Raw genomic sequence first — 25,055 nt, 5'->3', positions numbered from 1 at the left:
CAGATGAATATTTTTTTCTGCCCATTGAAACGCAAAACCCCTAATCATTGGATGTCCAACTTTCGGGGTTCACTTCAAACTCTGGCGGCTTTTTTTATCCCTAAACGCTGTTTAATCGTCTTCCGGGTCGTCCAGCTCAACTGGTGTCTGGTACTCATCCGGTTTAATGACCAACAGGTCACAGCGCAGATGGTCAATCACCTGCTCGGCGGTATTGCCGAGGAATGCGGCAGAAATACCGGTTCGACCAATGGTGCCCAGCACGACAATCCCGGCTTGTAAATGTTCGGCTAAATCCGGGATGACCTCTTCAGGCAACCCTTTTTCCACGTGAGTCATTTTCTCATCAATGCTGAATTTCTGGCGTAGCGCTTTCATGGCCAACAGGTGCTGACCACGGATGGCGTCGTTATACACGCTCGGGTCAAATTCAGGCAGTTCAATAGCGATATTGATTGGCGTCACCGGATACGCGCCAACCAGATGCACTTCGGTGTGGTTGACCTGTTCCGCAAGCTGGATTGTCTCCTTAACCAGCTTCTCGTTCAGCGCATTGTGGTAATCCTCTTCGCTGGCGAGATTGACCGCCACGACGGCTTTACCGCCTTCAGGCCACGGCTGGTCCTTCACCATCCAGACCGGGCAAGGGCATTTACGCAGCAGATGCCAGTCGGTAGGGGTAAAGATCACGGATTCCAGCTTGTCGTGCTGGTGCGCCATCTTCAGCAACAGGTCGTGCTCACCGGCAACGACTTCCTGGATAATGGCTTCGAAAGGTCGGTTATGCCAGACCACTTTAATATCAATAGGAACACCCGCTTCCAGGTAATACTTCGCCTGTTCGCGGATCCACGCAGTACGCTGGCTGATCACTCCCTGACGCATAGCGGTGCGCTCGTCAGGCGACAGAAGGGTGGTCATCTCATACGAGAAGTCATAGATCGGCAAAAACGCTTTGATTTTGCCACCAATCCGTTGATGTAAATACACAGCACGCCGTAATGCCGGTTGATCGTCCTGATTAGGATCGATAGCTACCAGCATGTTTTGATACTTTGCCATACAGGTCTCCTTACTACTGTCACCACAGTCTGTAATTAAAAGAGTAACCTATATATCCTGAATGAAACAGGGGGGGAGGTTTTGCCAGATCAATAATTCATGAAAAATTATCAGAGGAAAAGAACGGTCGTCGTCACCGCAATAAACGCAATAAACAGCAACACCATCACTGCTATCGCAAAGGTCGTGGAATCCTGAACGTAGGTTTTTTCCTCCCCCTTCATCGGGCCGACAAGCATGATCCAGATGAAGATAAAGGTCACTGAGGCAATCACGACTGAAACGAAAAATAAACTTTCTCTCAATTCATAACCTCAACGAGAACCTTTCGGGCGCTGTGTGGGGACGTGCTACGGTGAAAATGTCAGATAACGGAAGTGTTAATATGCCAGACCAATAAATCAAGAAAATTTATCGGCCTGGCAATATATATATGGGCTTTATGCCACGTTGCGGGCGTGCCCGGCAAGAACGGCCAGTGCTTCACCGTTTTCGATTGTGATGTATTTACCTTTAACGGCCAGCATACCGCTTTTCTGGAAACGGCCCAGAAGACGGCTGATGGTTTCCACGGTCAGACCCAGGTAGTTGCCGATATCACCACGCGTCATGGTCAGACGGAATTCACGCGGAGAGAAACCACGTTCAGCGAAGCGACGGGAGAGGTTGTAGATAAACGCAGCCAGGCGTTCTTCTGCATTCTTTTTGGAAAGCAGCAGGATCATATCCTGATCGCCTTTGATCTCACCGCTCATCAGACGCATCATCTGCTGACGCAGATTAGGCATTTTTCCGGACAGGTCATCCAGAGTTTCAAACGGGATTTCGCAAACCATAGAGGTTTCGAGTGCCTGAGCAAAGCTCGGGTGGTGGCCAGTGCCGATGGCATCAAAGCCAACCAGGTCACCCGCCAGATGGAAGCCGGTGATCTGCTCATCACCCTGTTCGGTGATGGTGTAGCTCTTGATGGTGCCAGAACGGATAGCATAGAGCGATTTCAGTTCGTCTCCCGCTTTAAACAGCGTCTGCCCTTTCTGAATAGGCTTTTTGCGCTCGATGATATTATCAAGCTGATCAAGTTCATGCTCATTCAGGGTAAACGGGATACAGAGCTGGCTGATGCTGCAATCCTGGCAATGGATAGCACAACCGCCAGACTGAATGCGTCGTATAATTCGCTTTTCCGGGATCATAGGTTTGCTCAAGCCTTAATTGATATTGGTCAATTTTAACATCTTTTTGGTAAGTACGTAAGCCTGACAAACCATCAATAAGGACAAGTGACGGCAACGTGTTGCCATCTTCTTGAAATTCCACAGCTTGATTATGGATTTTTAGCCTAACCGGTAGAAAATTAAGCACAAAAAGCCTGGAATCTACAGCAGAAGATACCCTTCGTGACGCAGTAACCACTCCTTGCGCTGTACGCCTCCGGCATAGCCCGTCATGGTGCCGTTGCGCCCAATCACCCGATGGCAGGGCACCACGATGCTGACCGGGTTGGAGCCATTCGCGGCACCCACTGCGCGTGCCGCTCCGGCACGGCCTAACTGCTCCGCGAGTTGGCCGTAATGCATCACCTGCCCGCACGGGATAGTCCGCAGCACCTGCCACACCTCGCGCTGGAAAGGTGTTCCGGCTGTGGCGGTGGGTAGGGTGTCGATGATGCTGAGATCGCCCTCAAAGTACGCCGCAAGCTTGTCGCTCAGCCCACCAGGATTGGTGGCACTGATACGTTCATACCCCTGTGAGCGGTAATGAATATCGAGCAGCTCTTCCATGCGATCGCTGTGCTCTTCCCACTCAACGGCACGCAGACAAAACTGCTCGTCCGCGATCACCCACAGCGGCCCAAGCGGCGTCGCAATCTTATCTTCGAGTAATCTCAGCATCCTCATTCCTTTAGTTCAGCCTCGGGTAGATCCCCGGTCCAATCGGCAGGCCGACAAGATACCACGCCACCAGCATGACCAGCCATACTCCTAAAAAGATAAGTGGGTAGGGCAAAACCAGCGAATAGTAGGTACCCAGTTTGGCTTCTGGTTTATAGCGCTGCAGGAAGCCTAAAAACAGCGGAACAAACGGTGAAACCGGTGCCAGCGGGATGACGGAGGAGTCAGCGATACGGAACAGGATCTGGGCAAATGCCGGGTGGAATCCCAGCATCATGAACATCGGCACGAAGATCGGGGCCAGAATTGACCAGATGGCCGATCCGCTGGCGATGAACATGCAGAGCAGGGATGACAGCAGCGCCAGACCGACAAACGCAGGGACGCCGCTTAACCCGGCGGCTTCCAGCGCGTCGGTCAGGCCGACGGCCATAAATTTGCCCATGTTGCTCCAGTTAAACATGGCGACGAACTGAGCCAGCGGGAAAACCATCACAATAAAGCCCGCCATCTCTTTCATCGGCTCGATCATCAACTGCGGCAGATCGGCCTGGCGACGAATTTTACCGGTAGCGATGCCATACGCGAGCGACACGACAAAGAAGAACAGAATAATCAGCGGCACAATGCCCTGAATAAACGGTGAGGGAAGGACGGTATGTTTAACCGGATCGCGCAGAATACCGTTTTCCGGTACCACCATCAGTGCCACCAGGGCGAGAAAGACCAGTGACACAATCCCGGCCACGCGCAGACCAAAACGCTGCTCTTTACTCAGTGTCTCCAGCTTTTCATCGCTGCGACCTTCCCATTTTCCCAGACGCGGTTCGATGATCTTATCGGTTATCAGCCCGCCGACGATAGTCAGGACCACCACGGAGCTGGCCATAAAGTACCAGTTGTCGATGACGCTGACGTGCATCGCGGTGTCGATAGTTTTCGCCGCCTCCGTACTAATGCCCGAGAGCAGGACGTCGGTGGTGACAATCAGCAGATTGGCGGTAAAACCGCATCCGACACCCGCAATCGCCGACAGCAGACCCGCTACAGGGTGACGTCCGACCGCGAGGAAAATCAGTGCGCCCATGGGTGGCATAATGACCAGTGCAGCATCGGAAGAGATGTGGCTGAAGAAGGCGATAAACAGCACCATATAGCTGGCGTAACGTGCGCTGACGTGAGACGCCATTTTCACCATCAGGGCCGGTAACAGCCCCACGCGTTCCGCGAGCCCTGCGCCCAAAACCAGCGCCAGAATGGCACCCAGCGGGGCGAAACCGCTGAAGTTTTTAATCACATTGGGTAAAAACCAGTGTAACCCTTCCACGCTGAGCAGGTTTTTCACCGCCACCAGGCTGCCATCAGCCGGACTTCGTACGCTGACGTCGAGGGCGGAGAGCACAGCAGTGGCGACCATCAAAACCACGATCAACCAGATAAAAAGCAGGAAAGGGTGTGGCACTTTATTGCCGATCCTTTCAACCCAGCCATAGAGCTTACCGGATGGGGAATGCGAAGGTATGGATGACATACTCATGGGCGTTCCTCGGGACTGTTGTGTTGTTGTGTTGTGTTTTTTTATTTTAAAGGTGACGGTGTCACGCCCTGTGGGATCGGACACACGTACGGTCTTTCTGCTATCTGCTGTTCAAACTCTTCCCGGCATTTTTTCAGCAGTTCTGCATCCTGCAGCAGATTGAGCGCGGTAGCTCCCATCACTTTTCCGGCCAGCAGCATGCCTTTATGGGCAATGGAGGTGCGACCCTGAGCGACCAGTTGCCAGGTATGCAGCGGCGTACCGACGGTAAAACAGGGACTGAAACACTGTGCAACGGGCATTTTCCAGCTGACATCCCCCACATCAGTTGAACCCGCCAGCACGTTGTCAGTAATGGCATACGGTGCGACGTCGTCCACCAGCAACGTCTCCTGGTGGCGGCGGGCAAAGGCTTTACCGGCATCGCCGCCTGTTGCAGCAATATTTTTTAGGCTGTTTTGCAGATCGTTTGGTGTCAGCGTAGCGCGGATCTCGCGGGCAAAATCGCGCTCTTCGGTGGTCCATTCGGGCGTGCCGTAGTGCTGCATCGCGCGATACATTGCCGCCTCGAGTGTGCGGTTTGGCAGGTAGCTGGAGCAGGCTTTATCAAAGCGACACTCGACGGTGGTTTCGGTCATCAGCGCTGCGCCCTGGGCGATTTTCCCGATGCGTTCATAGATTTGTTGTGCGTCGGCCATCTCCGGAGCGCGGATCAGGTACAACACTTCGGCTTGCGCCTGCACCACGTTAGGTGAAATGCCCCCGGTGTCAGTAATGGCGTAATGGACGCGCGCTTTCTCGATGATGTGTTCGTTAAGGAAGTTGGTGCCGGTGGTCATTAACGTCACGGCATCCAGCGCGCTGCGTCCAAGATGGGGAGAGTTGGCTGCATGCGCCGCCACACCGTGAAAACGCCAGGCGGCTTGAATGTTGGCCAGCGTACTGACGTTAAACATGCCAGCAAACGCTTCCGGGTGCCAGGTGGCGGCGGCATCGACGTCATCAAACAGACCTTCACGCACCATAAATGTTTTTCCGGAGCCGCCTTCTTCACCGGGGCAGCCGTAAAAACGCACTGTCCCGCTACCACCGCGTTGTTCCAGCCAGCTTTTTACCGCCATTGCCCCCGCAAATGCTGCGGTACCTAAGAGATTATGCCCGCACCCGTGGCCGTTAGCTCCCGGCGTGGCGGATTGCGCCGTTGCACAGTGCGCTTGCTGGCTTAAGCCGGCCAGCGCGTCGTATTCGCCCAGCAGAGCGATAACCGGTTTCCCGCTGCCGAAGCTGGCGATAAAGGCATTCGGAATGCCACCCGCTTCACGGGTTAGCGTGAAGCCTTCGGCCTCCAGCGCACTGGCGAGCCGTTCGGCTGACCAAAACTCTTCAAAACGCGTTTCGGGATGATCCCAAATCTCGTCGGCAATATCGGTTAACATCCGACATCGCGTGTCGATCACGTCGGCAATAAAAGCGTAGTTCTCCTGCATCACACACCTCGTGTCCACGGGAAATTGAGCGCAGTTCGCGCCAGCGTTTCGATGGCAACAGCCATTATCTGCTCATCAAAGTCGAATTTTTCGTTGTGATGTCCGGCGCTCAAATCCGTGCCAAACACCATATACGACGCCATACCGCCGTTCTGTTGCACGCGGGCCATCATCAGCGTGGCGTCTTCGGAACCTGCCGGGGCTTTAACGTTATCAATGGCGTGCACTACGCCGGACACTTTGCCAGCCTGCTCACGCAGGTAATCAACCCAGGCGGAGGTGGGGGCGCTGGAGGTGGCGGCTCCCATCAGGCGTATCTCCGCCGTCACGCCATAGAGTGCCGCCGCGCCGGTAATGACAGACTGCGCACGTTCAAAGACATACTGATTAATGGCTTCGCTTTCACCGCGTGTTTCAACCTTGATCAGCGCATTGGCGGGCACCACGTTGCGTCCGCTGCCCGCCTGCATCACTCCGACGTTCACCCTGGATGCGCCTTCGCTGTGTGGTGCAATGCTGTGCAAGGCGATGGCGGCTTGCGCCGCAGCGAGCAGGGCGTTACGCCCATCCTCCGGTTTACCACCTGCGTGTGCGGCAACGCCGGTAAAGTTCACGTCGAACTTGGTCGTCGCCATAAAGTTATCGCTGCCGCAGACAACCGTACCGGCAGGCACGCCGGTACCAATATGGATGGCCGTGAAATAGTCCACGTCGTCCAGCGCTCCGGCAGCGACCATGGCGCGTGCGCCGCGCGTCCCTTCTTCGGCAGGCTGGAAGATCAGTTTGAGGGTACCATTGAGTTGCGAGGCATTCTGCTTAAGCACCTGTGCTAGTCCCAGACCAATGGTGGTATGGCCGTCGTGCGCACAGGCGTGCATCATCCCTGGATTGCAGGAGGCAAATCCGTCGCGGTACGGGCGGTGGCTTTCGTCGAGCGCTTCGCTTAAATCAAGCGCATCCATGTCCACGCGAAACGCCAGGGTCGGTCCTGGGCGGCCGGTATTCAGGGTTGCCACAATCCCGGTAAATCCGCCTTCAAACGGCGCGAGCCATTTCTCAGGCGCGCCTTGTGCTCGGGCGCGGTCAAACTCCCGCGTCAGGGTTGTGTCATCAGGTAACCCCATACGACTTTCGGCATCCACCACATCGCGGCCCATCGCCAGTTCGTAACCCAGCGAATCCAGGATTTCCGCGACCTTCGCGGCGGTACGAAACTCCACCCAGCCGGATTCCGCAAAATGGTGAAAATCGCGACGCCATGCCCTCAACTGCGGCGTTAATGTCTGGATGTACTGCGCCAGTGTGTCCATATCTGTTCCTGTCATCATTAAAATATGTGAACTGCTTCACGCCGTGATAGTTTTTACTTATCACTAACCGATTTTTCACAGTTTTAACCGTTCAGGAATTACCCTCGCACATCCCTTTCTATTAAAGTAGATGACAGTTTCTTTACTCTGATAAACAACGGTTATCGGTTGGGCTATGTCATTTCAGATTAAATTTCATCAAATCCGGGCGTTTGTTGAAGTCGCGCGCCAGGGCAGTATTCGTGGTGCCAGCAGGGCGCTCAATCTGTCACAACCGGCGCTGACCAAATCCATCAAAGAGCTGGAAGAGGGCATGGCGGCGCAGCTTTTTGTGCGCAGGAGTAAGGGCGTGGCGTTGACCGAGTGTGGTGAAGGTTTTTACCAGCGCGCCAGGCTGATTCTGGAGGAGTTACGTGCGGCGCAGGATGATATTCGCCAGCGGCAGGGGGAACTGGCCGGGCAGATCAACATCGGGATGGGGGCCAGTGTTTCACGTAGCCTCATGCCTGCCGTGATCACGCGTTTTCATGCGCAGCATCCGCAGGTCAAAGTAAGGATTATGGAAGGGCAACTGGTGTCGATGATCAATGAATTACGCCAGGGGGAGCTGGACTTTACCATCAACACCTATTATCAGGGACCTTACGATCATGAATTTACATTTGAAAAGCTGTTCGAAAAATCATTTGCGGTATTTTGCCGGAAAGGGCATCCGGCGACAGGTGCAACCTCTATCAATGAACTTCTGCATTATAACTGGACGATGCCAACGCCACGAGGAAGTTATTATAAGCAATTAGAAGATGTGTTTAACCATCGCTCGCAAATACCGCGGATTGGTGTTGTCTGTGAAACGTTTACTTCCTGTATTAGCCTTGTCGCGCAAAGTGATTTTCTAAGTATATTGCCACAGGAACTGGGGTGTGACCCGCTGCTGGCGCACCGTCTGGTCATGCTCCCGGTTGTCGAGTCGCTTCCAAAAGCAGCATATTATTTAATTCAGCGCCGTGATTCACGCCAGACTCCTCTTGCCGAATCGTTAATAACGCAATTCAGAAGAGAAGCGAGAAAAATAATCGTAGAGTGAAGTTTATATAATAAAAAACAGGGTCTGCCCGACATCAGGCAGACCCTACAGTACACACAGCAGTGCGTCCTTTCGCAGATCCTGAGTGTTATATCCATGGGGCAGGTTAATTTAGTTATAACACCTTTCCTGAAAATTGAAAGCTGGGTGAGTGATTGATTTCACGAATTTTTAACACAAATCACTTATTTTATTTTTGCTAAATTTTTAGTTAAGTGTGATTTAAATTTGTGGATTTATTATTATCTCTATTCATCAGGTTAATATTTATACCGTTCATCGCGGTATAACGGTTATTGAGGCCCCTGTCTGGCACAGGTATAGTACAGTCCTCAGATGTAGCCGGAGGATATCCATGAACCCTGACGACAAATCCTTTTTTCTTGACGCCATGGAGGATGTCCAGCCCCTGAAGCGCAGCCCGGATATTCACTGGCAGCCAAGCCGCAATACGCGGTCGCGTCAGGAGATGGATACCGAACAGCTGGATAACTTCCTGACCCTGGGCTTTCTGGAACTTCTGCCCCTTGAAGAGGCGCTGGCGTTCCAGCGCGAAGGGGTACAGCAGGGCGTTATTGATAAGTTGCGCTCGGGTAAATATGCCCGTCAGGCCAGCTTAAATCTCTTACGTCAGCCTGCCGAACGCTGCCGTCAGATGCTGTATTCTTTTATTCGCCAGGCCGGACGTGACGGGTTACGCAATCTGATTATCATTCATGGGAAAGGGCGCGAGCAGAACTCCCATCCTAATGTGGTGCGCAGCTATCTGGCGCGCTGGTTAACCGAGTTTGAGGAAGTGCAGGCTTTCTGCGTGGCGCTACCGCATCACGGCGGCAACGGGGCATGTTATGTTTCGCTGCGAAAATCCGATGAAGCGAAACAGGAAAACTGGGAGCGGCACGCCAAGCGCAGCCGCTAGCGGGCGATAGCCTCGCCCGCCATAGACTTAGAACGTTTCCCAGTTGCTGTCGGTAGAGGCGGTTGTCGTTACCGGACGCAGCAGCTGTGGTGTCTTCACATTGGCCGGGCGTGGGGCTGCGACTGTTTCTTTGCCGTTCAGGCGAAACGCCGCCACTGCCTGGCGCAGCTGTTCAGACTGATCTTCCAGTGCCGCCGCCGCCGTGGCGGACTCCTGTACCAGCGCGGCGTTTTGCTGTGTCACGCTGTCCATCTGCGAAACGGCCAGGCTCACCTGTTCGATACCACGGCTCTGTTCATCGGATGCCGATGAAATCTCGCCCATAATATCGGTCACGCGGGTAACGGCAGCGACAATCTCTTTCATAGTGGTGCCTGCTTCGCTAACCTGCTCAGAACCGGTATTCACCCGGCTGACGGAGTTTTCGATAAGCCCTTTGATCTCTTTCGCCGCCTGCGCACTGCGGCTCGCCAGCGTACGGACTTCGCCTGCCACCACCGCAAAGCCACGACCCTGCTCCCCGGCGCGTGCGGCTTCCACCGCTGCGTTAAGCGCCAGGATGTTCGTCTGGAACGCGATGCTGTCAATCACGCCGGTAATGTGTGCAATCTGCTGCGAACTGTCGGCAATTTCGGTCATGGTGCGAACCACGTTATCCACCACATGACCGCCTCGGGCTGCCGTTTCAGAGGCGTTTTTCGCCAGCAGTGTAGCCTGACGAGCGTTATCGGAGTTCTGTTTAACCGTTGCGGTCAGCTCTTCCATGCTGGCGGCGGTCTCTTCGAGCGAGGCGGCCTGCTGTTCGGTGCGGGCGGAGAGATCGTTGCTTCCTGCGGCAATTTCACCTGCACCGGTGTAGATGGAGTCAGTGCTCCCACGTACGGCACTGACGGTGGTCACCAGCGACTGCTGCATTTCCTGCAGACCTGCGGCCAGTTGACCCATCTCATTGCGACCCGTGATGACGATATCCTGCGTCAGATCGCCCCCCGCAATCGCGCGAATATGGTTCATAATGGTGTTGAGGGGTTTTAACAGCAGATGTTGTAAACCTTGCCAGATCACCACCAGTACCGCGATAACAGCCAGCAAAATAGCTGCCAGCGTCCATTGCATCTGGGTAAAGCTGCTCTGGTTCTCTTCCGTTGCGGCCTTCAGCAGGGTGTTGTTTTCGGCACGCCAGCGGTTATAGACCGCTTCCATATCGTCCTGAGCCTGTTGAGCGTCCAGATCACCATAGGCCTGGTAGTTATCGGCACGCAGGTACTCAATCGACAAACGCATCACTTCGTGCATCTGGTTCCAGGACTTCTGCATCTCGTCGGTTAATGCCGCATCCTGACCGTTAACCTGCGGCAATTTCTGCCACTCTTTGTTGTAGGCCTCGGCTTTTGCCAGCGAGTCGCCTGCGGTGCCAAGCAGTTTGTTTATCGCCGCAAGGGAAGCCGGGTCACGCTGGTTTTTCAGGTAGCGGATCGCCACGCGGGTCACGGTGACGCGGGTTTTCACCAGCGTGTTCACGCTGTCGCTCAGACTCTCCTGTTGGGCATTGAGCACCCCGGAGTTCTGGAAGTTATGGCGATCGTTGCTGACAGCAGAGTAGAACAACCCTCCCGTGACAACTTGCAACAGACAGAATATGGTGAGGGCAAAGATAATACCGGTAATCACGTGCAGATTTTTCAGCATAGCGGTCGTCCGTTAGAGAAGATGCAGGGGTACTCCAATACTATCGTCGTAGAGAATTTAAACTTTAATTTAACTCGCGCTTAACCAAGGGTTCTCTCAGGGAACCTGTTGTAAATCCGGATCATTTTTATGAGGCAGTCAAACATGAGCAGCATTGATAAAAGCGGGACGTACGCGCTCGGGACGCGGACGGTTAAACGACTGGGCTATGGCGCGATGCAGCTTGCCGGGCCGGGCGTATTTGGCCCACCGAAGGATAAAAACACCGCGCTGGAGGTGCTACGTGAAGCCGTCGCGGCGGGGGTGAACCACATTGATACCAGTGATTTTTATGGCCCTCATATTACCAATCAGCTGATCCGCGAAGCACTTCATCCTTACCGGGACGACCTGACTATCGTCACCAAAATCGGTGCCCGTCGCGACAACAAGGGGGCCTGGCTACCCGCTTTTTCCGCGCAGGAACTGACTCAGGCGGTACATGACAACCTGCGTAATCTGCAACTTGACGTGCTGGACGTGGTGAATTTGCGAATTATGTTTAGCACCCACGGGCCTGCGGAAGGGTCGATTGCAGAACCGCTTTCTACTCTGGCAGAGTTACAACAACAAGGTCTGGTACGCCATATTGGCCTGAGCAATGTTACGGCTACTCAGGTTGCGGAAGCGCAGAAAATGGTGCCGGTGGTGTGCGTGCAGAACATGTACAACATTGTAAACCGGGAGGACGACGCGCTGGTGGATGGGCTGGCACAGCAGGGTATTGCGTATGTGCCGTTCTTCCCGCTGGGAGGCTTTACGCCTCTGCAATCTTCCGGGCTGCAAACCGTTGCTGATTCACTGGGGGCAACGGCAATGCAAGTAGCGCTCGCATGGTTGCTGCAACGTTCCCCGAACATCTTGCTGATCCCCGGAACCTCTTCCGTGGCGCATCTGCGGCAAAACCTCGCGGCGGGGGAACTGCACTTACCGCCTGAAGTTGTGAAAACGCTAAATTCGCTGGTGGACTAAACCTGATTTAAGCAAAACCCGGAAAACTTCCGGGTTTTGTTTGCAACATCCTGAGATTGGTCTCTTTTTTCAGTGGTTATTTTTAATGTTGTCGACCATGCTCTTTGTACTGATAACGCTAAATATAAAGAGATGGCAATGCGCAATGTCTTTATTCCTGTCATAACAGCAGTGGCAATTTTTATTGTTGGCGTTTTTATCCTCAATATACAGCTCTGGTATTCAGCTCGGGTTGATAGCTCGTCGGGAGCCAGATACGCCGTTAACCATATCAATGCCATTCTTGATGAAGCACGGGTTGCAGCCAGAACCGCGACGGAAATTATTGCGAAAGGATGCGATGCAGAAGGGCAGTATCAACTTGGCACTGAGGCCGCTTTACAACCCCATCTCAGAACCATTGTCATCCTCAGAAAGGGGCAACCCTGGTGTTCATCTCTGCCGGGAAATCGTATTTTATTATTGAATATTAATAACATACATTTTTCTGAACTACTGCTCACTCCGGCGAGCGATACGGTAAATGGACGACCTGTTTTGTTATTTCAGACCCACTTTGCCACGAACCGTATCATGGTCAGCGTGAGCGATAGCCATATTCGTGATGCCCTGAGCACACCGTTAAAGCATGTCAATTACGCGTTAGTGGTGGGCGGTTACGCCCTTGATGCTTCCGGCAATTTCACCATCATTCATCGCCAGGAAACGCAGGCCGGGCAGGTCCGGTCGGGAAATTACCCCTATAGTGTCAGATATAATCTTCCTCCTCTGTTTAGCGTACAAAGGCTGATCGAACAGGGGGCGGGCATCATGCTGTTTTTACTGCTGATGTCCGCTACTGCCGCTTACGTTTTGTATAAGTATCTGAACAAAAACACGCTACCTGAAGAGTCACTTCGTACCGCAATTGCCCGGGGGGAAATCGTTCCGTTTTACCAGCCTGTAGTGAATGGCAGGGAAGGCACGTTGCGGGGCGTAGAGGTGCTGGCAAGATGGAAACATCCGCAGGCGGGTTATATTTCTCCGGCCACATTCATTCCCATTGCCGAAAAATCGGGGTTGATTGTTCCGCTGACGCAGAGCCTGATGGCGCAGGTGGCGACACAGATGAACGCGATTTCCACGAAATTACCGGAAGGGTTTCACGTCGGGTTGAATTTCAGTGCTTCCCATATTGCGATGCCGACCTTCCTGGATGAGTGCCTGAAGTACAAGGATAGTTTCGTCAGAAAAGATCTGAACCTGGTGATCGAAGTGACAGAGCGGGAACCGCTGGATATTGATGAGAACCTTGTCCAGACCCTGAATGTGCTCCATGACAAAGGGTTCGCCATTGCACTGGATGATTTCGGTACCGGCTATTCCGGACTCTCTTATCTTCATGACCTGCATATTGATTATATCAAAATTGACCAGAGCTTCGTCAGCCGGGTTAACGAGCACGCGGACTCAACCCGCATCCTCGATTGTGTGCTGGATCTGGCGCGTAAACTCTCTATCAGCATTGTAGCGGAAGGCGTAGAGACGAAGGCGCAGTTAGACTACCTCAATCGCAATCACATCGTCTTTCAGCAGGGGTACTACTTTTTTAAACCGGTTCCTTTTACCAGGCTTATCCAAATTTTGTTGTCGAAGCCGAAGGTGAAAGTGGTGGTGGAGTAATCTACAGACGCTGCTGCTGAATTAAATCCGCTCAAACTTCAATGCGTTTGGGATCGTCTGCGGAAATGACCTTGATCCTGGGTCAATATTCGTAATACTGTATTTATATACAGTATGTGGCGAGAAAGGCATTTATGAGCACTCTCTTTTCTTATCATCCAAATCAATACATTGAATTACCTTTATTTTCGGAGCGTGTTGCCTGTGGTTTCCCAAGCCCTGCGCAGGATTATGTGGAGGATCGTCTCGATCTCAACAGACTGGCGGTCAGACACCCGAGTGCAACCTATTTCGTCAAGGTGAGCGGAGACTCGATGATTGGCGTCGGGATCGGCGACGGCGATCTGCTGGTGGTTGATCGCTCGTTAAATGCTGAACATGGCGATATTGTGGTGGCGTCGGTCGCCGGTGAATTTACCGTGAAGGAGTTGCAGACCCGTCCGGTCCTGAGACTCCTGCCACATAATGTCCGCTATCAGCCGATTACCTTTCAGTCCGAAGAGGAGCTGCAAATCTTCGGTGTCGTCACTCACACGCTCAAAACGCATAAACATGTTCGCGCTGGTTGATGTGAATAGTTTCTATGCCTCCTGCGAGAAGGTGTTCCGTCCCGATCTGCAGGGGAAGCCCATCGTAGTGGTTTCGAATAACGACGGCTGCATTATTTCACTGTCGCGGGAGGCAAAACATCTCGGTATAAAAATGGGTGAGCCCTATTTCAAATTCAAAGAGAAGAGCTACCCCTCCCGGGTATACGTCTTTAGTTCGAATTATGCACTCTATGCCGATCTCAGCAGCCGGGTGATGCAAACCCTGACCGATCTTGCCCCGGCAATAGAGATCTATTCCATTGATGAAGCGTTCGTGAATGTGTCAGGTGTCAGCCACTGCATGTCGCTGGAAGCGTTTGGTCGTCAGATGCGCGCGCAGATACTTAAAAATACGGGCTTAACTGTTGGCGTCGGTATTGCTCCGACAAAAACGCTGGCGAAGCTGGCCAACTATGCGGCCAAGCGGTGGTCAGGCACTGGCGGTGTGGTCGATTTATCGGATCGCGAGCGGCAGCGCAAACTGCTGGCGAATGTACCGGTAGACGAGGTGTGGGGCGTTGGACGGCGCATCACGAAAAAACTCAATGCGATGGGGATCTCCACGGCACTGGCGCTGGCGGATGCCTCATCCTGGGTCATTCGTAAACATTTTAACGTGGTACTGGAGCGCACAGTGCGAGAGCTTCGCGGCGAACCCTGCCTTGACCTGGAAGAGTTTACACCCACAAAGCAGCAAATTATCTGTAGCCGTTCGTTTGGACACCGGATTACGCAATACGAAGAGATGCATCAGGCCATTTGCGCCTACGCGGAACGTGCAGCAGAAAAACTACGCGGCGAGCATCAATATTGCCGCTTTATCAGCGTGTTTGTGCGCACCAGCCCCCATGCCGACAACGAAATTTATTACGGCAATCAGGCTTCGACCATCCTGATGACGCCGACCAATGACTCACGCGATATCATCCGGGCTGCCACGGAGGCGCTGGGGCGTATATGGCTTGACGGGTATCGCTACATGAAAGCGGGGGTCATGCTGGCGGACTTTTTCAGTACGGGTGTCGCCCAGCTTAATTTGTTTGACGATAACCGTCTGCGCGCCAACAGTGCGGCACTGATGGAGATGATCGACAGCGTCAATCACTCCGGCAAAGGGAAGATATGGTTTGCCGGACAGGGGATTGAGAAATCCTGGGCGATGAAACGCGAGATGCTGTCTCCGGCTTATACCACGCGGTACGCGGATTTGCCGGTGGCGAGGTAGAAGGCGGCTATTATGAGGTTTCATGCGTCGCGATCTCAGGCAGTAATTGCTCAATCATGCTGACGACACGTCGGACGCGCTGTGGAATAAAACGGGCATCAGGGAAAACGGCATAGAGGAATCGGTCGGGTAACCGCCAGGCGGGTAAGATCGGCACCAGTGTGCCATTTTGCAACGCGCTGGCCGCAAGCGGTAGCTGCATGCCTCCGATACCGATGCCTGACTCCAGCGCCTGTAATAGCGCGTCGCTGGTATTGGCGCGGAAAACGGTATTCACCTTCACGTCGAGGGTTTCTTCCTGAGAAAGCAGCCGCAATGGGGCATCCAGCGGGATACCACTAAATCGTACATGTGGCAGCGTCGCCAGCTCGCTGATGCTGTGCACTGCCTGAAATTCGGGGGCGGCAAACAGCGCGGTTTCAACACGTGCCAGCACGCGAGCCGCATGCGCCAGAGGAGGCTCACTGCTTAGTCGTATTGCGACATCTACCCCTTCTGTCACCAGGTCGGCAATGCGGTCATCAAGGGAAAGCATCAGATGCAATTCTGGATGCAGGCGTTGCAGCGAAAGCAAATGTGGCAAAAAGATCTGGCCCAGCCCGCTCGGCAACTGGACATGCACTCTCCCCTGAAATTGCTGATCGACAGGATCCAGCCGCATCTCTGCTTCCCGCATGGCATCCAGCACAAGTTGCATATCACGGCTGTAACGCTCTCCCTGTTCAGTCAACTTCATTGTTCGCGTTGTACGATGCAGCAACACGACACCAAGCTCTTGTTCAAGGGCGGCAATCTGCTGGCTGACCGCAGATTGCTTCATCCCGCTCTGGCGGGCGGCGGCAGAAAAGGAACCTGCTTTTGCAACGCTGAGAAAGGTGGAAATGGCGTTGAGTTTATTATTCATTTAATGATTTTTCTGATAAGTGCCATCTATTTAAGGGGATATCCAATAAAAAAATAATATATGACACTGCGCCTGTCACCCTTTCTGGAGAAACTTCATGAATAAGATGCCGCAACAAAACATCGCTCTGGTCGCTGGTGCCAGCGGAATTGTGGGCAGACAGCTCGTCAAAACGCTCCTGCATAATAAATGGCAGGTGATCGGTCTTAGTCGCAATGCAGTGACCCATCCGGATGCTATTCCGATGGTGAATGTCGATTTACTGGATGCGCAGAACAGCGCAGAGGTGCTGCAACCCCTGAGTGATATCACCCATATTTTTTACAGCGCCTGGGCGAACGCGGCAAACTGGACAGACATGGTCGAGCCGAACGTTACGATGCTGCGTCATCTGGTCAGTCATATCGAAAAAACAGCACCGCTGCAGACGGTCAGCCTGATGCAGGGGTACAAAGTCTATGGTGCACATCTGGGGCCGTTCAAAACCCCGGCACGCGAAAGCGATCCTGGCGTACCGGGTGCAGAATTTAACGCCGCTCAGCTCACGTGGCTCAGTGATTTTCAGCGCGGGAAAAGCTGGCACTGGAATGCCATCAGGCCAGGCGTGGTGGGAAGTACCGTGCCCGGCAACACGATGAATCTGGCGCTGAGCATCGCTCTGTATGCGTCTTTGTGTAAGGCTCAGGGGCTACCTTTGCGTTTTCCCGGTACCGAGCAGACCTGGCACAGTATCGTTGATCATACCGACGCCGGGTTGCTGGCCGAGGCAACGCTGTGGGCTGCCACGACATCTGCGGCGCAAAATCAGGCTTTCAACGTGAATAACGGTGATATCTGGCGCTGGAGTGAGCTATGGCCACGCATCGCACGCTGGTTTGAACTGGAATCTGCTCCGCCAGTGAGGTTGTCATTTCATCAGCTGTTTAAGGACTATCGTGAGGTATGGCGCGAGCTTGCCAGAGATCGGCTGGTAGAAACGGATATTTTGCAGTTGAATGACGGACATTTTGCCGATTTCGTCTTTAGCTGGAATTACGACATGTTCGGTGATGGCAGCAAGCTTCGGCGGTCTGGCTTCACGCGAATGCAGGCAACCGATGAGATGTTTTTCAACCTGTTCGCGCAGCTGAGAGCGGCACGTATTATTCCCTGAATGTAAGAAGGGGTGTTGTCAGTAACGATCGGCGCGTTATACTCACGCGCTGATAATAAGCTATGGCAGGGCAGGGATATGCACGAGAGTCTAAAAAAGATATCTGCCAACCCCTCCATTTTTGGTGGGAATGCAGGTAAAACGTGGTTTTATGATGACCAGTTTTTGTATGAAGTTAAAAACAACACTACCACCCATAAGATTGCATTGGCTAATATCATTAAAATCGAGCCGGGGAGTACTGAGATAAATAGCAGACGGCTCTGGTCTGTTATTTACCGTGACGGTGCTAATGAAAAGCAGGTGCAATTTTATAACAATCTTACCCTCTGGAACCGTAACTTTACGACTTTTCTGGCAGCGGTAAAAAGTGCCAATCCTGAAGCGGTCATTAAAGAACGCTTATTCTTCAATTTGTGAAATTATCTCTGGCAGCCAGCTCGTGACACAACGCGCCAATCTGTTCCACGGCATTCAGCAGGCGGGGCGTTGGTTCGTTTGCGCAGTTTAGCCGCAGAAAGTGCGTTAATTCTGCGCCAGGGGAAAACAGCGGGCCAGGGCTGACGCCTATGCCCATCGCCAGCGCGCGACGATGCACCTCCAGCGCGTTGATCTGCTGAGGAAGCTCTACCCACAACAGGAAACCGGCAGTGGGCACGTTAACACGTGTACCCGGTGGGAAACTCGCCTCGACTCGCGCAACGACGGCGTCTATTCCCTCTGCGATCCGGCGCTTTAGCCGTCGCAGATGACGATCGTAGTCGCCACTTGCGAGGATCTCGCTCGTTGCGGCTTCCAGCATTGGCGCACCTGCCCACTCTCCGGCCATACGCGTCTGCAATACCTGCACGTGGTAGCGCCCGGCGGCAATCCAGCCGATCCGCCAGCCTGGTGCAAGCGTTTTAGACAGTGAACTGCAGTAAATCACGTTTCCGCTCTGGTCGAACGCTTTGCAGGCCGGAGGGCGTTGCCCTTCGCCAACGAGGTCACCATAGACATCGTCCTCAATTAAAGGGATCTCTGCCTGCTCAAGCAGAGCAACAAGCTCTTGCTTGCGTGCAACGGGCATACTGGCACCCAAAGGGTTTTGCACGGTGGGTGAGGCCAAAACGGCAGCGGGGCGGTGGCAGCGAATGGCGTCAGCCAGCGGTTCCAGTAGCAGGCCTTCAACGGGATCGGTCGGGATCGCCAAGGCTTTCAGGCCTAAATCTTCCAGCAGCAGGAGTGTACCAAAGTAGGCAGGCTGCTCAATTGCTACGATATCACCTGGCTGGCACACTGCCTGAAGGGCAAGGCGCAGCGCCTGCGTTGCACCCGCGGTGATGATGAGATCATCCGCGCCGAAACGAGCCCCCCATTGCGCAGAACGCGCGGCAATCTTACTTCGTAAATCACGCCTTCCCGGAGGCAGGCTATAGCTTTGTCCGTGTGCGTCCAGACGGCGGACGGCAGAGTGCAACGCCCGTTGCAGCATATCGCCGGGTAGCCATGCGGGGTCAGGCAGGGCTGCGCCCAACGGTATCAGACGGGCTTCTGCACTGCTGAACAGCGAGCGGGCCACGGCGGACATTGTCACAGGGACCGGGCCTGGTACGGAGTGCGAAGGTTCCGCACGCGGAGTGATACTGGTCTGGCAGATGAAGTAGCCCGAACGTGGACGCGCCACAATCAGCCCCTCTGCTTCAAGACAACGAAGGGCTTCCAGCGCCGTCGGAAGGCTAACGTGCTCGCGTTCGGCCAGTTTACGCGCGGAGATCATCCGGTCACCGACCCGCAACGCACCTGAAGTCAGTGTTAGACGGAGCATCTCAGCTATTCGGCGGTAATGTGGGGACGACGGAGATGGGGCAGACATGGGCATCTGTTCAGGCTGATTTTCGATAAAACTGACTATACAGCCAATGATGCGCGCCATCTATAGTGTCCGACATGTTCAGGACAAGGAGGCATTATGCAGAGCAATAATTTCAACATCTCTACTTATTTCAAACGCATAAACTACACCGGACCGGTGGCTGCTGATACGGCCACGTTGCATGCACTTATGCGCCATCAGCTATTTTCAGTTCCCTTTGAAAATCTGGACGTGCAGGCGGGCAAAATTGTCTCTCTGGCACCAGACGATATTGCCGATAAGGTGTTAACCCAGGGGCGCGGCGGTTACTGCTATGAGGTGAACGGGCTTTTTGCCATGGCGCTTGAGGCGATAGGTATTCCTTACCGTTTCGTGGCGGCACGCCCGATGTTCTACCCTGCGCGACGGCCGAAAACCCATATGGCGCTCATCGCTGAGGTAGATAGTCGACAGTGGCTTTGCGATCTCGGGTTCGGTAGCTACGGCATCCGTGCACCGATGGCGCTGGACACGCTTGATGTCGATATCATGCAGGATTTCGACACGTTTCGGCTTAGCCGTAGCGCTGAGGGCGAATATCTGCTTCAGGCAAAAGTGGAGGGAGAATGGGCCCGTCAATACGGCTTTGATCTCACGCCTCAGGAATGGATTGATTTCGTTCCGGCCAACTACCTTAACTCCACGCATCCGGATGCCATCTTTGTTCAGAAGCTGGTTGTGGTGCAGCATCGCCCGGAAGGACGTGAGATTTTACTGGGTGATGTACTTAAGACGATCACTACGGATGGGGTTGAAATACAGCAACTGGCGGAGGGAGAAATCTCCCGTATGCTGAAAGACCGTTTTGCGTTGACGACGGCGTAAAACAGAAGGGCAGTCTGCTGTCTCACTGCCCCGTGAATCGCCCATACAGCTGGTATGGGCGGTGCGAGCTTATTTCTTCTTATTCATCATCGCTTTTAAATCGGCAAACGGGTTAAACGTGGCGACGCCCACGTCTTTTTGCGCGTCTTCCCCTGCAACCACGGTGGTACCGTACTGATCCGCTTCGGTGTATTTCGAGTGTTCATGGTCATGGCAAAACAGGCACAACAGTTCCCAGTTGCTGCCATCTTCCGGGTTGTTGGTATGGTCGTGATCGATATGGTGAACCGTGAGCTCACGCAGATTGGAATAAACAAACTCCCGCGAGCAGCGTCCACACACCCATGGATAGATTTTTAATGCTTTTTCGCGATAGCCGCTTTCCAGTCGCGCGTAATTTTTAGGGATCAAAGCCATTGCCGGTTTTACCTGCCATGAAAAGAGTGGGGGATATTATATCCCATTATGGAACGTAATGACGAACCCCTCAATTCAGTCAATTTATTTGAATCATTCCGTTAAATAAACGGCATTTATTCTCACCGGGTAATGCGTAAAGTAGGTGAGATGCAAAGTCCCATCAGGATAAATCGTTATGAAAAAGATCGGGTTTCTGTCGTTTGGTCACTGGACACCTTCACCGCAGTCCGGCACGCGTTCAGCAGCGGATACATTGCTTCAGTCCATTGATTTGGCCGTGGCGGCCGAAGAGCTGGGTGCAGACGGCGCGTATTTCCGTGTGCACCACTTTGCCCGGCAGCTTAGCTCCCCGTTCCCCCTGCTGGCCGCAATAGGCGCCAAAACGAAAACCATCGAAATCGGTACTGGCGTTATTGATATGCGCTATGAAAACCCGATGTACATGGCAGAGGATGCCGGCGCAGCGGATCTGATCTCAGGGGGGCGTTTGCAGTTGGGTATCAGCCGGGGTTCCCCGGAGCAGGTTATTGATGGCTGGCGTCATTTTGGCTATGTCCCGCAGGAAGGGGAAAACGAATCTGATATGGCACGCCGCCATACCGAGGTACTGCTCGAGGTATTGCGTGGAGAAGGTTTTGCAAAACCGAATCCACAACCTATGTTCCCAAACCCGCCGGGGTTGCTGCGCCTTGAACCTTATTCCGCCGGTTTGCGCGAGCGTATCTGGTGGGGCGCCGGTTCGAATGCGACGGCAGTGTGGGCGGCAAAACTGGGAATGAACCTGCAAAGTTCTACCTTAAAAGACGATGAAACCGGCGAACCGTTCCATATTCAGCAGGCAAAACAGATCCGTGCGTACCGTCAGGCGTGGGCGGAAGCGGGGCATACGCGTCAGCCACGAGTCTCGGTGAGCCGCAGTATTTTTGCGCTGATGGACGATCGCGATCGGATGTACTTCGGCTCCAGCCGGAGCGACAGCGATAGCGTCGGTTATCTTGATGAGAAAACGCGTGCGATCTTCGGACGCAGCTATGCCGCAGAGCCTGATAAGCTGATTGAACAGTTGAAAAAGGACGAGGCGATTGCCGAAGCCGATACGTTATTATTGACCGTGCCGAATCAACTTGGTGTGGATTACAATGCGCATGTGATTGAGTCCATTCTCAAACATGTCGCACCGGCAATGGGCTGGCGCGAGTAGCCATTCTGTAATTAGCCGTGAGATCGTAATGGAAAACCTGGCCCTCTGGTATCGACGTTTTGGCGAGCCAGATTCTGTTCTGCAGCCGGAAACAGCACCATTGGGCGAGCTTGCACCGGGTCATCTTCGTGTGCAAATGCTGTTTTCCCCGGTGAACGCGTCCGATCTTATCCCCATTACCGGGGCCTATCGCCACCGGACGCCGCTACCGGCGGTGGCGGGGTATGAAGGCGTCGGGATTGTGATCCAGGCGCCAGCCCCTTTCACGGGGCTGGTGGGCAAGCGCGTCTTACCATTACGGGGGCACGGAACCTGGCAGCGCTATGTTGATTGCCCGGCTGAGTATGCGATCCCGGTTCCGGACAATATCGACTCACACCTGGCCGCACGGGCCTATATCAATCCGCTGGCGGCGCAGATGATGCTCGCTCACTACCCACCACAGGGAAAGCGAGTGTTGCTCACGGCTGCCGGTTCTGATTGTGCCATTCTGCTCGGGCAGTGGGCGCGTCAGAGGGGCGCGCAAGCGGTATATGGTATTCACCGCTCGCGTGTACATGCTGAAAGGCTGGATGCGATGGGGATCATACCTGTCGCACAACAGGACACGCAGAAAATCGACGCTATCGCTGCGTGTGCCGACGTTGTTTACGATGCGACCGGAGGAGCGCTTGCGGAAGCAATTCTCAACGTGATGCCTGAGCAGGGTGTGTTTGTTTGCTACGGACTGCTCTCCAGGCAAACCTTCCGTCAGCAGCGCCCCATGCCGCGCGTGGCATGGTTTCATATCCGTAACTATCTCGATGCGCTCAGCGTGGAGGCGTGGCATGCCGAATTCGAACGCATCTGGCCTCAGTTGTGTGGTAGCCAGTACAGCCATGCCACGGTGTACCCTCTGACGGAATGGCAGAGGGCGCTAAGTGCGTACCGTGAAGGTGGTAGGATCGGCAAGCCGATCCTGTCGATGATGGCGTGACCGCTATTGATGGCTCATATCGCTCAGCAGCACGGCGATGCTTTGTCCACCTGCTGTCTGTTCCAGACCAATCTTCACGATGATGGTCAGCGGAACGGAAAGCAGCATCCCAACCGGACCGAGCAGCCAGCCCCAGAAAATAAGGGACAAAAAGACCACCAGAGTGGACAACCCCAGTCCGCGCCCCATCATCCGTGGCTCAAGAATGTTGCCGAACACCAGATTAATTGCCAGGTAGCCGGCCAGCAGAATCAACGCGTCATAGAACCCGCTGAAAACCAGCATCTGAAGAATAGGGGGGATCGCTGCCAGCACGGAGCCGATGTTAGGGATGTAGTTAAGCGCAAACGCCAGTAACCCCCAGACAAATGCAAAGCGGACATCCAGCGCCATGAGCATTCCCCAGACCACCCCTCCTGTGACCAGGCTAATGGCCGTTTTCAACACCAGATAGCGGGAAACGCTGTCCAGTGCGCGTTGAATCGCCCCCATGCCTTCAACCGGACGGACCATGATCTGCTGCAGCTTTGTGGGAAGCTGCGGCACCTCCAGTAACATGAACACCACCGTTAAGAACAGCAGGAAAATAGAGGTCATGGCATTGGAGAGTTGCGCCAGCAGGCTGGTGACAAGCGTCATGGCCGCATTGGGGTCGATATATTTCAGGAGTTCCTCAACCGAGACTTCTATGCCTGCACGCTGCAGCCAGGGTTCAATCTGCAGGAGCGGTATCGCCAGTGACGAACGGTATTTCGGCAATGTTCGCGCCAGTTCATTGAGCGACGTCCCCAGGTAAGCGACGAGCAGGACCATCGCAAAAATAATGATGCTGATAAGCAGGGTGATCGCCAGCACGCGCGGGATGCGTAACCGTGTCATGCGCTGTACCAGCGGGTTAAGGATCACCGCAATAAACAGCGCCAGAATAAAGGGGACAATGATGTCGGCGGCGAAACGAACGCCTGTCAGTATGATCACCAGCATACCCAGCATGATGACAATTTTTAACCCGTTCAGGGTAATGATGGGTTTAGCCATGGTGACTCCGGAATAATCTTTTTATTTATAATAAATGCGAACCCCGTTGAAATAAACTAACCAAAATCAAACGGGATGGGTAAAGAATTGCAAAGGCTTTGAGTAAAATCCTGACTTATGGTACAAATCTGGCGTGTTTAACTACCGAGGACAATTTTGATCCGCAAAGACGAGAAGCAACACCGCGGATAATTGTAATTTTATGGACAATTTGTTCAGGACGTACTTTTCAAACAATACTGTTGTATTTTCCTCTTCCTTCTGCCTGCTTTCTGGTGAGCAACACTGGCGCACCGCACTATAGTCACATCTTCTGCCTGAGCTGGCGCTACGCGCTTAGCTGTCTGATTTAATTTCATATTTTTTGGTTTGCTGCTCGCGGCGGGCCACGATGGATTATATTCTCAAGCAGGAGAAAAACATGTTTTACTGGATTTTATTAGCTCTGGCTATTGTCGCTGAAATTACCGGCACGTTGTCTATGAAATGGGCAAGTGTCAGCGATGGCAACACCGGTTTTATTTTAATGCTGGTGATGATTTCACTTTCCTATATTTTCCTCTCATTTGCGGTGAAAAAAATTGCGCTGGGTGTGGCCTATGCCCTGTGGGAGGGGATCGGTATTTTGCTGATTACACTGTTCAGCGTCATGATATTTGACGAAACACTCTCCACGATGAAGGTTGCCGGGTTAACGACGCTGGTCGCGGGTATTGTGCTGATTAAATCGGGTACCCGTAAACCGACAAAACAGCAGAAGGAGCAGAACCATGCAACAGTTTGAATGGGTTCATGCGGCCTGGTTGGGTTTAGCCATCGTGCTGGAAATTCTGGCTAACGTCCTGCTGAAATTCTCCGATGGTTTTCGCCGTAAAGTATATGGACTGATGTCGATTGCTGCGGTTCTGGGGGCATTCAGTGCCCTGTCCCAGGCGGTAAAAGGTATCGACCTTTCTGTTGCCTATGCGCTGTGGGGAGGGTTTGGTATCGCCGCCACGCTGGCAGCAGGCTGGGTGCTCTTCGGTCAGCGTTTAAATAACAAAGGCTGGGTAGGACTGATATTACTGCTTGCTGGTATGATCATGATAAAACTTGCCTGATATACTGACAGCCATTATTTACAGGCAGCGAAATTCGCTGCCTGTAGTACTCTTAGAAAAGCATAACATTGAA

General features: G+C 53.5%; 25 protein-coding genes and 1 pseudogene. 14 read left to right on the top strand and 12 right to left on the bottom strand.

Annotated features, from left to right (window positions below; translation table 11 throughout):
• Positions 1–111 precede the first annotated feature (111 nt).
• The 7 genes from uspE to V6E55_RS21025 form a co-directional block, all read right to left on the bottom strand.
• Positions 112–1,062 carry a universal stress protein UspE gene (gene uspE, locus V6E55_RS21055; protein WP_114977443.1) on the bottom strand — a complete coding sequence of 317 codons (951 nt, stop codon included), beginning with the start codon at positions 1,060–1,062 and terminating at the stop codon, positions 112–114.
• Positions 1,063–1,172: 110 nt separating this feature from the next.
• Complete coding sequence (locus tag V6E55_RS21050; RefSeq protein ID WP_008500541.1) at positions 1,173–1,367, bottom strand: hypothetical protein; 195 nt, start codon at positions 1,365–1,367, stop codon at positions 1,173–1,175.
• Positions 1,368–1,502: 135 nt separating this feature from the next.
• Positions 1,503–2,255, bottom strand: coding sequence for a fumarate/nitrate reduction transcriptional regulator Fnr (gene fnr, locus V6E55_RS21045; RefSeq protein ID WP_006174991.1), 753 nt, complete (start codon positions 2,253–2,255; stop codon positions 1,503–1,505).
• 183 nt (positions 2,256–2,438) lie between these two features.
• The gene (gene ogt, locus V6E55_RS21040; protein WP_316943830.1) at positions 2,439–2,954 is read right to left on the bottom strand and encodes a methylated-DNA--[protein]-cysteine S-methyltransferase; all 516 of its coding nucleotides are present in this window, start codon (positions 2,952–2,954) and stop codon (positions 2,439–2,441) included.
• Positions 2,955–2,964: 10 nt separating this feature from the next.
• Positions 2,965–4,491, bottom strand: a complete 1,527-nt coding sequence (gene abgT / locus V6E55_RS21035; protein WP_316943829.1) for a p-aminobenzoyl-glutamate transporter — start codon at positions 4,489–4,491, stop codon at positions 2,965–2,967.
• A 41-nt stretch (positions 4,492–4,532) separates the two neighbouring features.
• On the bottom strand, positions 4,533–5,978 hold the full coding sequence (locus V6E55_RS21030) for a M20 family metallopeptidase (protein WP_316943828.1): 1,446 nt from the start codon (positions 5,976–5,978) through the stop codon (positions 4,533–4,535).
• Positions 5,978–7,288, bottom strand: coding sequence for a M20 family metallo-hydrolase (locus tag V6E55_RS21025; RefSeq protein WP_316943827.1), 1,311 nt, complete (start codon positions 7,286–7,288; stop codon positions 5,978–5,980). Before V6E55_RS21025 ends, V6E55_RS21030 begins: the two co-directional genes overlap by 1 nt.
• A 175-nt stretch (positions 7,289–7,463) precedes the next feature.
• On the opposite strand from V6E55_RS21025, the gene V6E55_RS21020 reads away from it, so the two are divergent.
• Together V6E55_RS21020 and smrA are read left to right on the top strand one after the other, a co-directional pair.
• A complete protein-coding gene (locus tag V6E55_RS21020) occupies positions 7,464–8,375 on the top strand; it encodes a LysR family transcriptional regulator (protein ID WP_129995971.1) in 912 nt (303 codons plus the stop codon).
• A 355-nt stretch (positions 8,376–8,730) separates the two neighbouring features.
• Positions 8,731–9,294, top strand: a complete 564-nt coding sequence (gene smrA / locus V6E55_RS21015) for a DNA endonuclease SmrA (RefSeq protein ID WP_316943826.1) — start codon at positions 8,731–8,733, stop codon at positions 9,292–9,294.
• A gap of 27 nt (positions 9,295–9,321) precedes the next feature.
• Here the strand turns inward: smrA and tcp are convergent, their stop codons facing one another.
• Positions 9,322–10,983 (bottom strand): methyl-accepting chemotaxis citrate transducer, encoded by a 1,662-nt coding sequence (tcp, locus tag V6E55_RS21010; protein WP_316943825.1) that lies wholly within the window; start codon positions 10,981–10,983, stop codon positions 9,322–9,324.
• A 144-nt stretch (positions 10,984–11,127) separates the two neighbouring features.
• On the opposite strand from tcp, the gene V6E55_RS21005 reads away from it, so the two are divergent.
• The 4 genes from V6E55_RS21005 (at position 11,128) to umuC (ending at position 15,471) form a co-directional block, all read left to right on the top strand.
• The gene (locus V6E55_RS21005) at positions 11,128–11,994 is read left to right on the top strand and encodes an aldo/keto reductase family oxidoreductase (RefSeq protein WP_316943824.1); all 867 of its coding nucleotides are present in this window, start codon (positions 11,128–11,130) and stop codon (positions 11,992–11,994) included.
• Positions 11,995–12,132: 138 nt separating this feature from the next.
• Entirely contained in the window at positions 12,133–13,656 is a 1,524-nt protein-coding gene (locus V6E55_RS21000) for an EAL domain-containing protein (protein WP_114977426.1), read from the top strand.
• A 134-nt stretch (positions 13,657–13,790) separates the two neighbouring features.
• Positions 13,791–14,225 (top strand): translesion error-prone DNA polymerase V autoproteolytic subunit, encoded by a 435-nt coding sequence (gene umuD, locus V6E55_RS20995; protein ID WP_316943823.1) that lies wholly within the window; start codon positions 13,791–13,793, stop codon positions 14,223–14,225.
• Positions 14,209–15,471: a translesion error-prone DNA polymerase V subunit UmuC gene (umuC, locus tag V6E55_RS20990; RefSeq protein WP_316943833.1), complete on the top strand. Its 1,263-nt coding sequence runs from the start codon at positions 14,209–14,211 to the stop codon at positions 15,469–15,471. The genes umuD and umuC overlap by 17 nt, the downstream gene beginning before the upstream one ends.
• A gap of 10 nt (positions 15,472–15,481) precedes the next feature.
• On the opposite strand, the gene V6E55_RS20985 is transcribed toward umuC, so the two are convergent.
• Positions 15,482–16,375, bottom strand: a complete 894-nt coding sequence (locus tag V6E55_RS20985) for a LysR family transcriptional regulator (protein ID WP_316943822.1) — start codon at positions 16,373–16,375, stop codon at positions 15,482–15,484.
• A 97-nt stretch (positions 16,376–16,472) separates the two neighbouring features.
• Between V6E55_RS20985 and V6E55_RS20980 the strand changes: the two genes are divergently transcribed.
• Positions 16,473–17,528 carry an SDR family oxidoreductase gene (locus tag V6E55_RS20980; RefSeq protein ID WP_316943821.1) on the top strand — a complete coding sequence of 352 codons (1,056 nt, stop codon included), beginning with the start codon at positions 16,473–16,475 and terminating at the stop codon, positions 17,526–17,528.
• 15 nt (positions 17,529–17,543) lie between these two features.
• Positions 17,544–17,948, top strand: coding sequence for a hypothetical protein (locus tag V6E55_RS20975; protein WP_316943820.1), 405 nt, complete (start codon positions 17,544–17,546; stop codon positions 17,946–17,948).
• On the opposite strand, the gene V6E55_RS20970 is transcribed toward V6E55_RS20975, so the two are convergent.
• The gene (locus V6E55_RS20970) at positions 17,938–19,443 is read right to left on the bottom strand and encodes an aminotransferase-like domain-containing protein (protein ID WP_410493473.1); all 1,506 of its coding nucleotides are present in this window, start codon (positions 19,441–19,443) and stop codon (positions 17,938–17,940) included. The two genes, V6E55_RS20975 and V6E55_RS20970, sit on opposite strands and share 11 nt — an antisense overlap.
• A 36-nt stretch (positions 19,444–19,479) precedes the next feature.
• On the opposite strand from V6E55_RS20970, the gene V6E55_RS20965 reads away from it, so the two are divergent.
• The gene (locus tag V6E55_RS20965) at positions 19,480–20,247 is read left to right on the top strand and encodes an arylamine N-acetyltransferase family protein (RefSeq protein WP_316943818.1); all 768 of its coding nucleotides are present in this window, start codon (positions 19,480–19,482) and stop codon (positions 20,245–20,247) included.
• 69 nt (positions 20,248–20,316) lie between these two features.
• Here V6E55_RS20965 and yajD read toward each other — a convergent pair whose 3' ends face one another.
• Positions 20,317–20,664, bottom strand: coding sequence for an HNH nuclease YajD (gene yajD, locus V6E55_RS20960; RefSeq protein WP_006808895.1), 348 nt, complete (start codon positions 20,662–20,664; stop codon positions 20,317–20,319).
• Positions 20,665–20,842: 178 nt separating this feature from the next.
• Here yajD and V6E55_RS20955 point away from each other — a divergent pair, with 178 nt between their 5' ends.
• Both V6E55_RS20955 and V6E55_RS20950 read left to right on the top strand, forming a co-directional pair.
• Positions 20,843–21,868, top strand: a complete 1,026-nt coding sequence (locus V6E55_RS20955) for an LLM class flavin-dependent oxidoreductase (RefSeq protein ID WP_129995960.1) — start codon at positions 20,843–20,845, stop codon at positions 21,866–21,868.
• Between the two features lie 28 nt (positions 21,869–21,896).
• On the top strand, positions 21,897–22,844 hold the full coding sequence (locus tag V6E55_RS20950) for a zinc-dependent alcohol dehydrogenase family protein (RefSeq protein WP_316943817.1): 948 nt from the start codon (positions 21,897–21,899) through the stop codon (positions 22,842–22,844).
• 3 nt (positions 22,845–22,847) lie between these two features.
• Here V6E55_RS20950 and V6E55_RS20945 read toward each other — a convergent pair whose 3' ends face one another.
• On the bottom strand, positions 22,848–23,882 hold the full coding sequence (locus tag V6E55_RS20945) for an AI-2E family transporter (RefSeq protein WP_114977417.1): 1,035 nt from the start codon (positions 23,880–23,882) through the stop codon (positions 22,848–22,850).
• Positions 23,883–24,015: 133 nt separating this feature from the next.
• On the opposite strand from V6E55_RS20945, the pseudogene V6E55_RS25900 reads away from it, so the two are divergent.
• The 3 genes and pseudogenes from V6E55_RS25900 (at position 24,016) to mdtI (ending at position 24,982) form a co-directional block, all read left to right on the top strand.
• Positions 24,016–24,186, top strand: a pseudogene (locus tag V6E55_RS25900) (protein YdgV).
• A 117-nt stretch (positions 24,187–24,303) separates the two neighbouring features.
• Positions 24,304–24,666, top strand: coding sequence for a multidrug/spermidine efflux SMR transporter subunit MdtJ (gene mdtJ / locus V6E55_RS20940; RefSeq protein WP_114977416.1), 363 nt, complete (start codon positions 24,304–24,306; stop codon positions 24,664–24,666).
• Positions 24,653–24,982: a multidrug/spermidine efflux SMR transporter subunit MdtI gene (gene mdtI, locus V6E55_RS20935; protein WP_114977415.1), complete on the top strand. Its 330-nt coding sequence runs from the start codon at positions 24,653–24,655 to the stop codon at positions 24,980–24,982. Before mdtJ ends, mdtI begins: the two co-directional genes overlap by 14 nt.
• Positions 24,983–25,055: the final 73 nt, after the last annotated feature.

It is taken from the genome of Enterobacter sp. 342, from assembly GCF_036663495.1.
Classification (GTDB): Bacteria; Pseudomonadota; Gammaproteobacteria; order Enterobacterales; family Enterobacteriaceae; genus Enterobacter.
The sequence above is the reverse complement of the archived record's forward strand: the minus strand, read 5'-3'. Positions and strand labels throughout refer to the sequence as shown.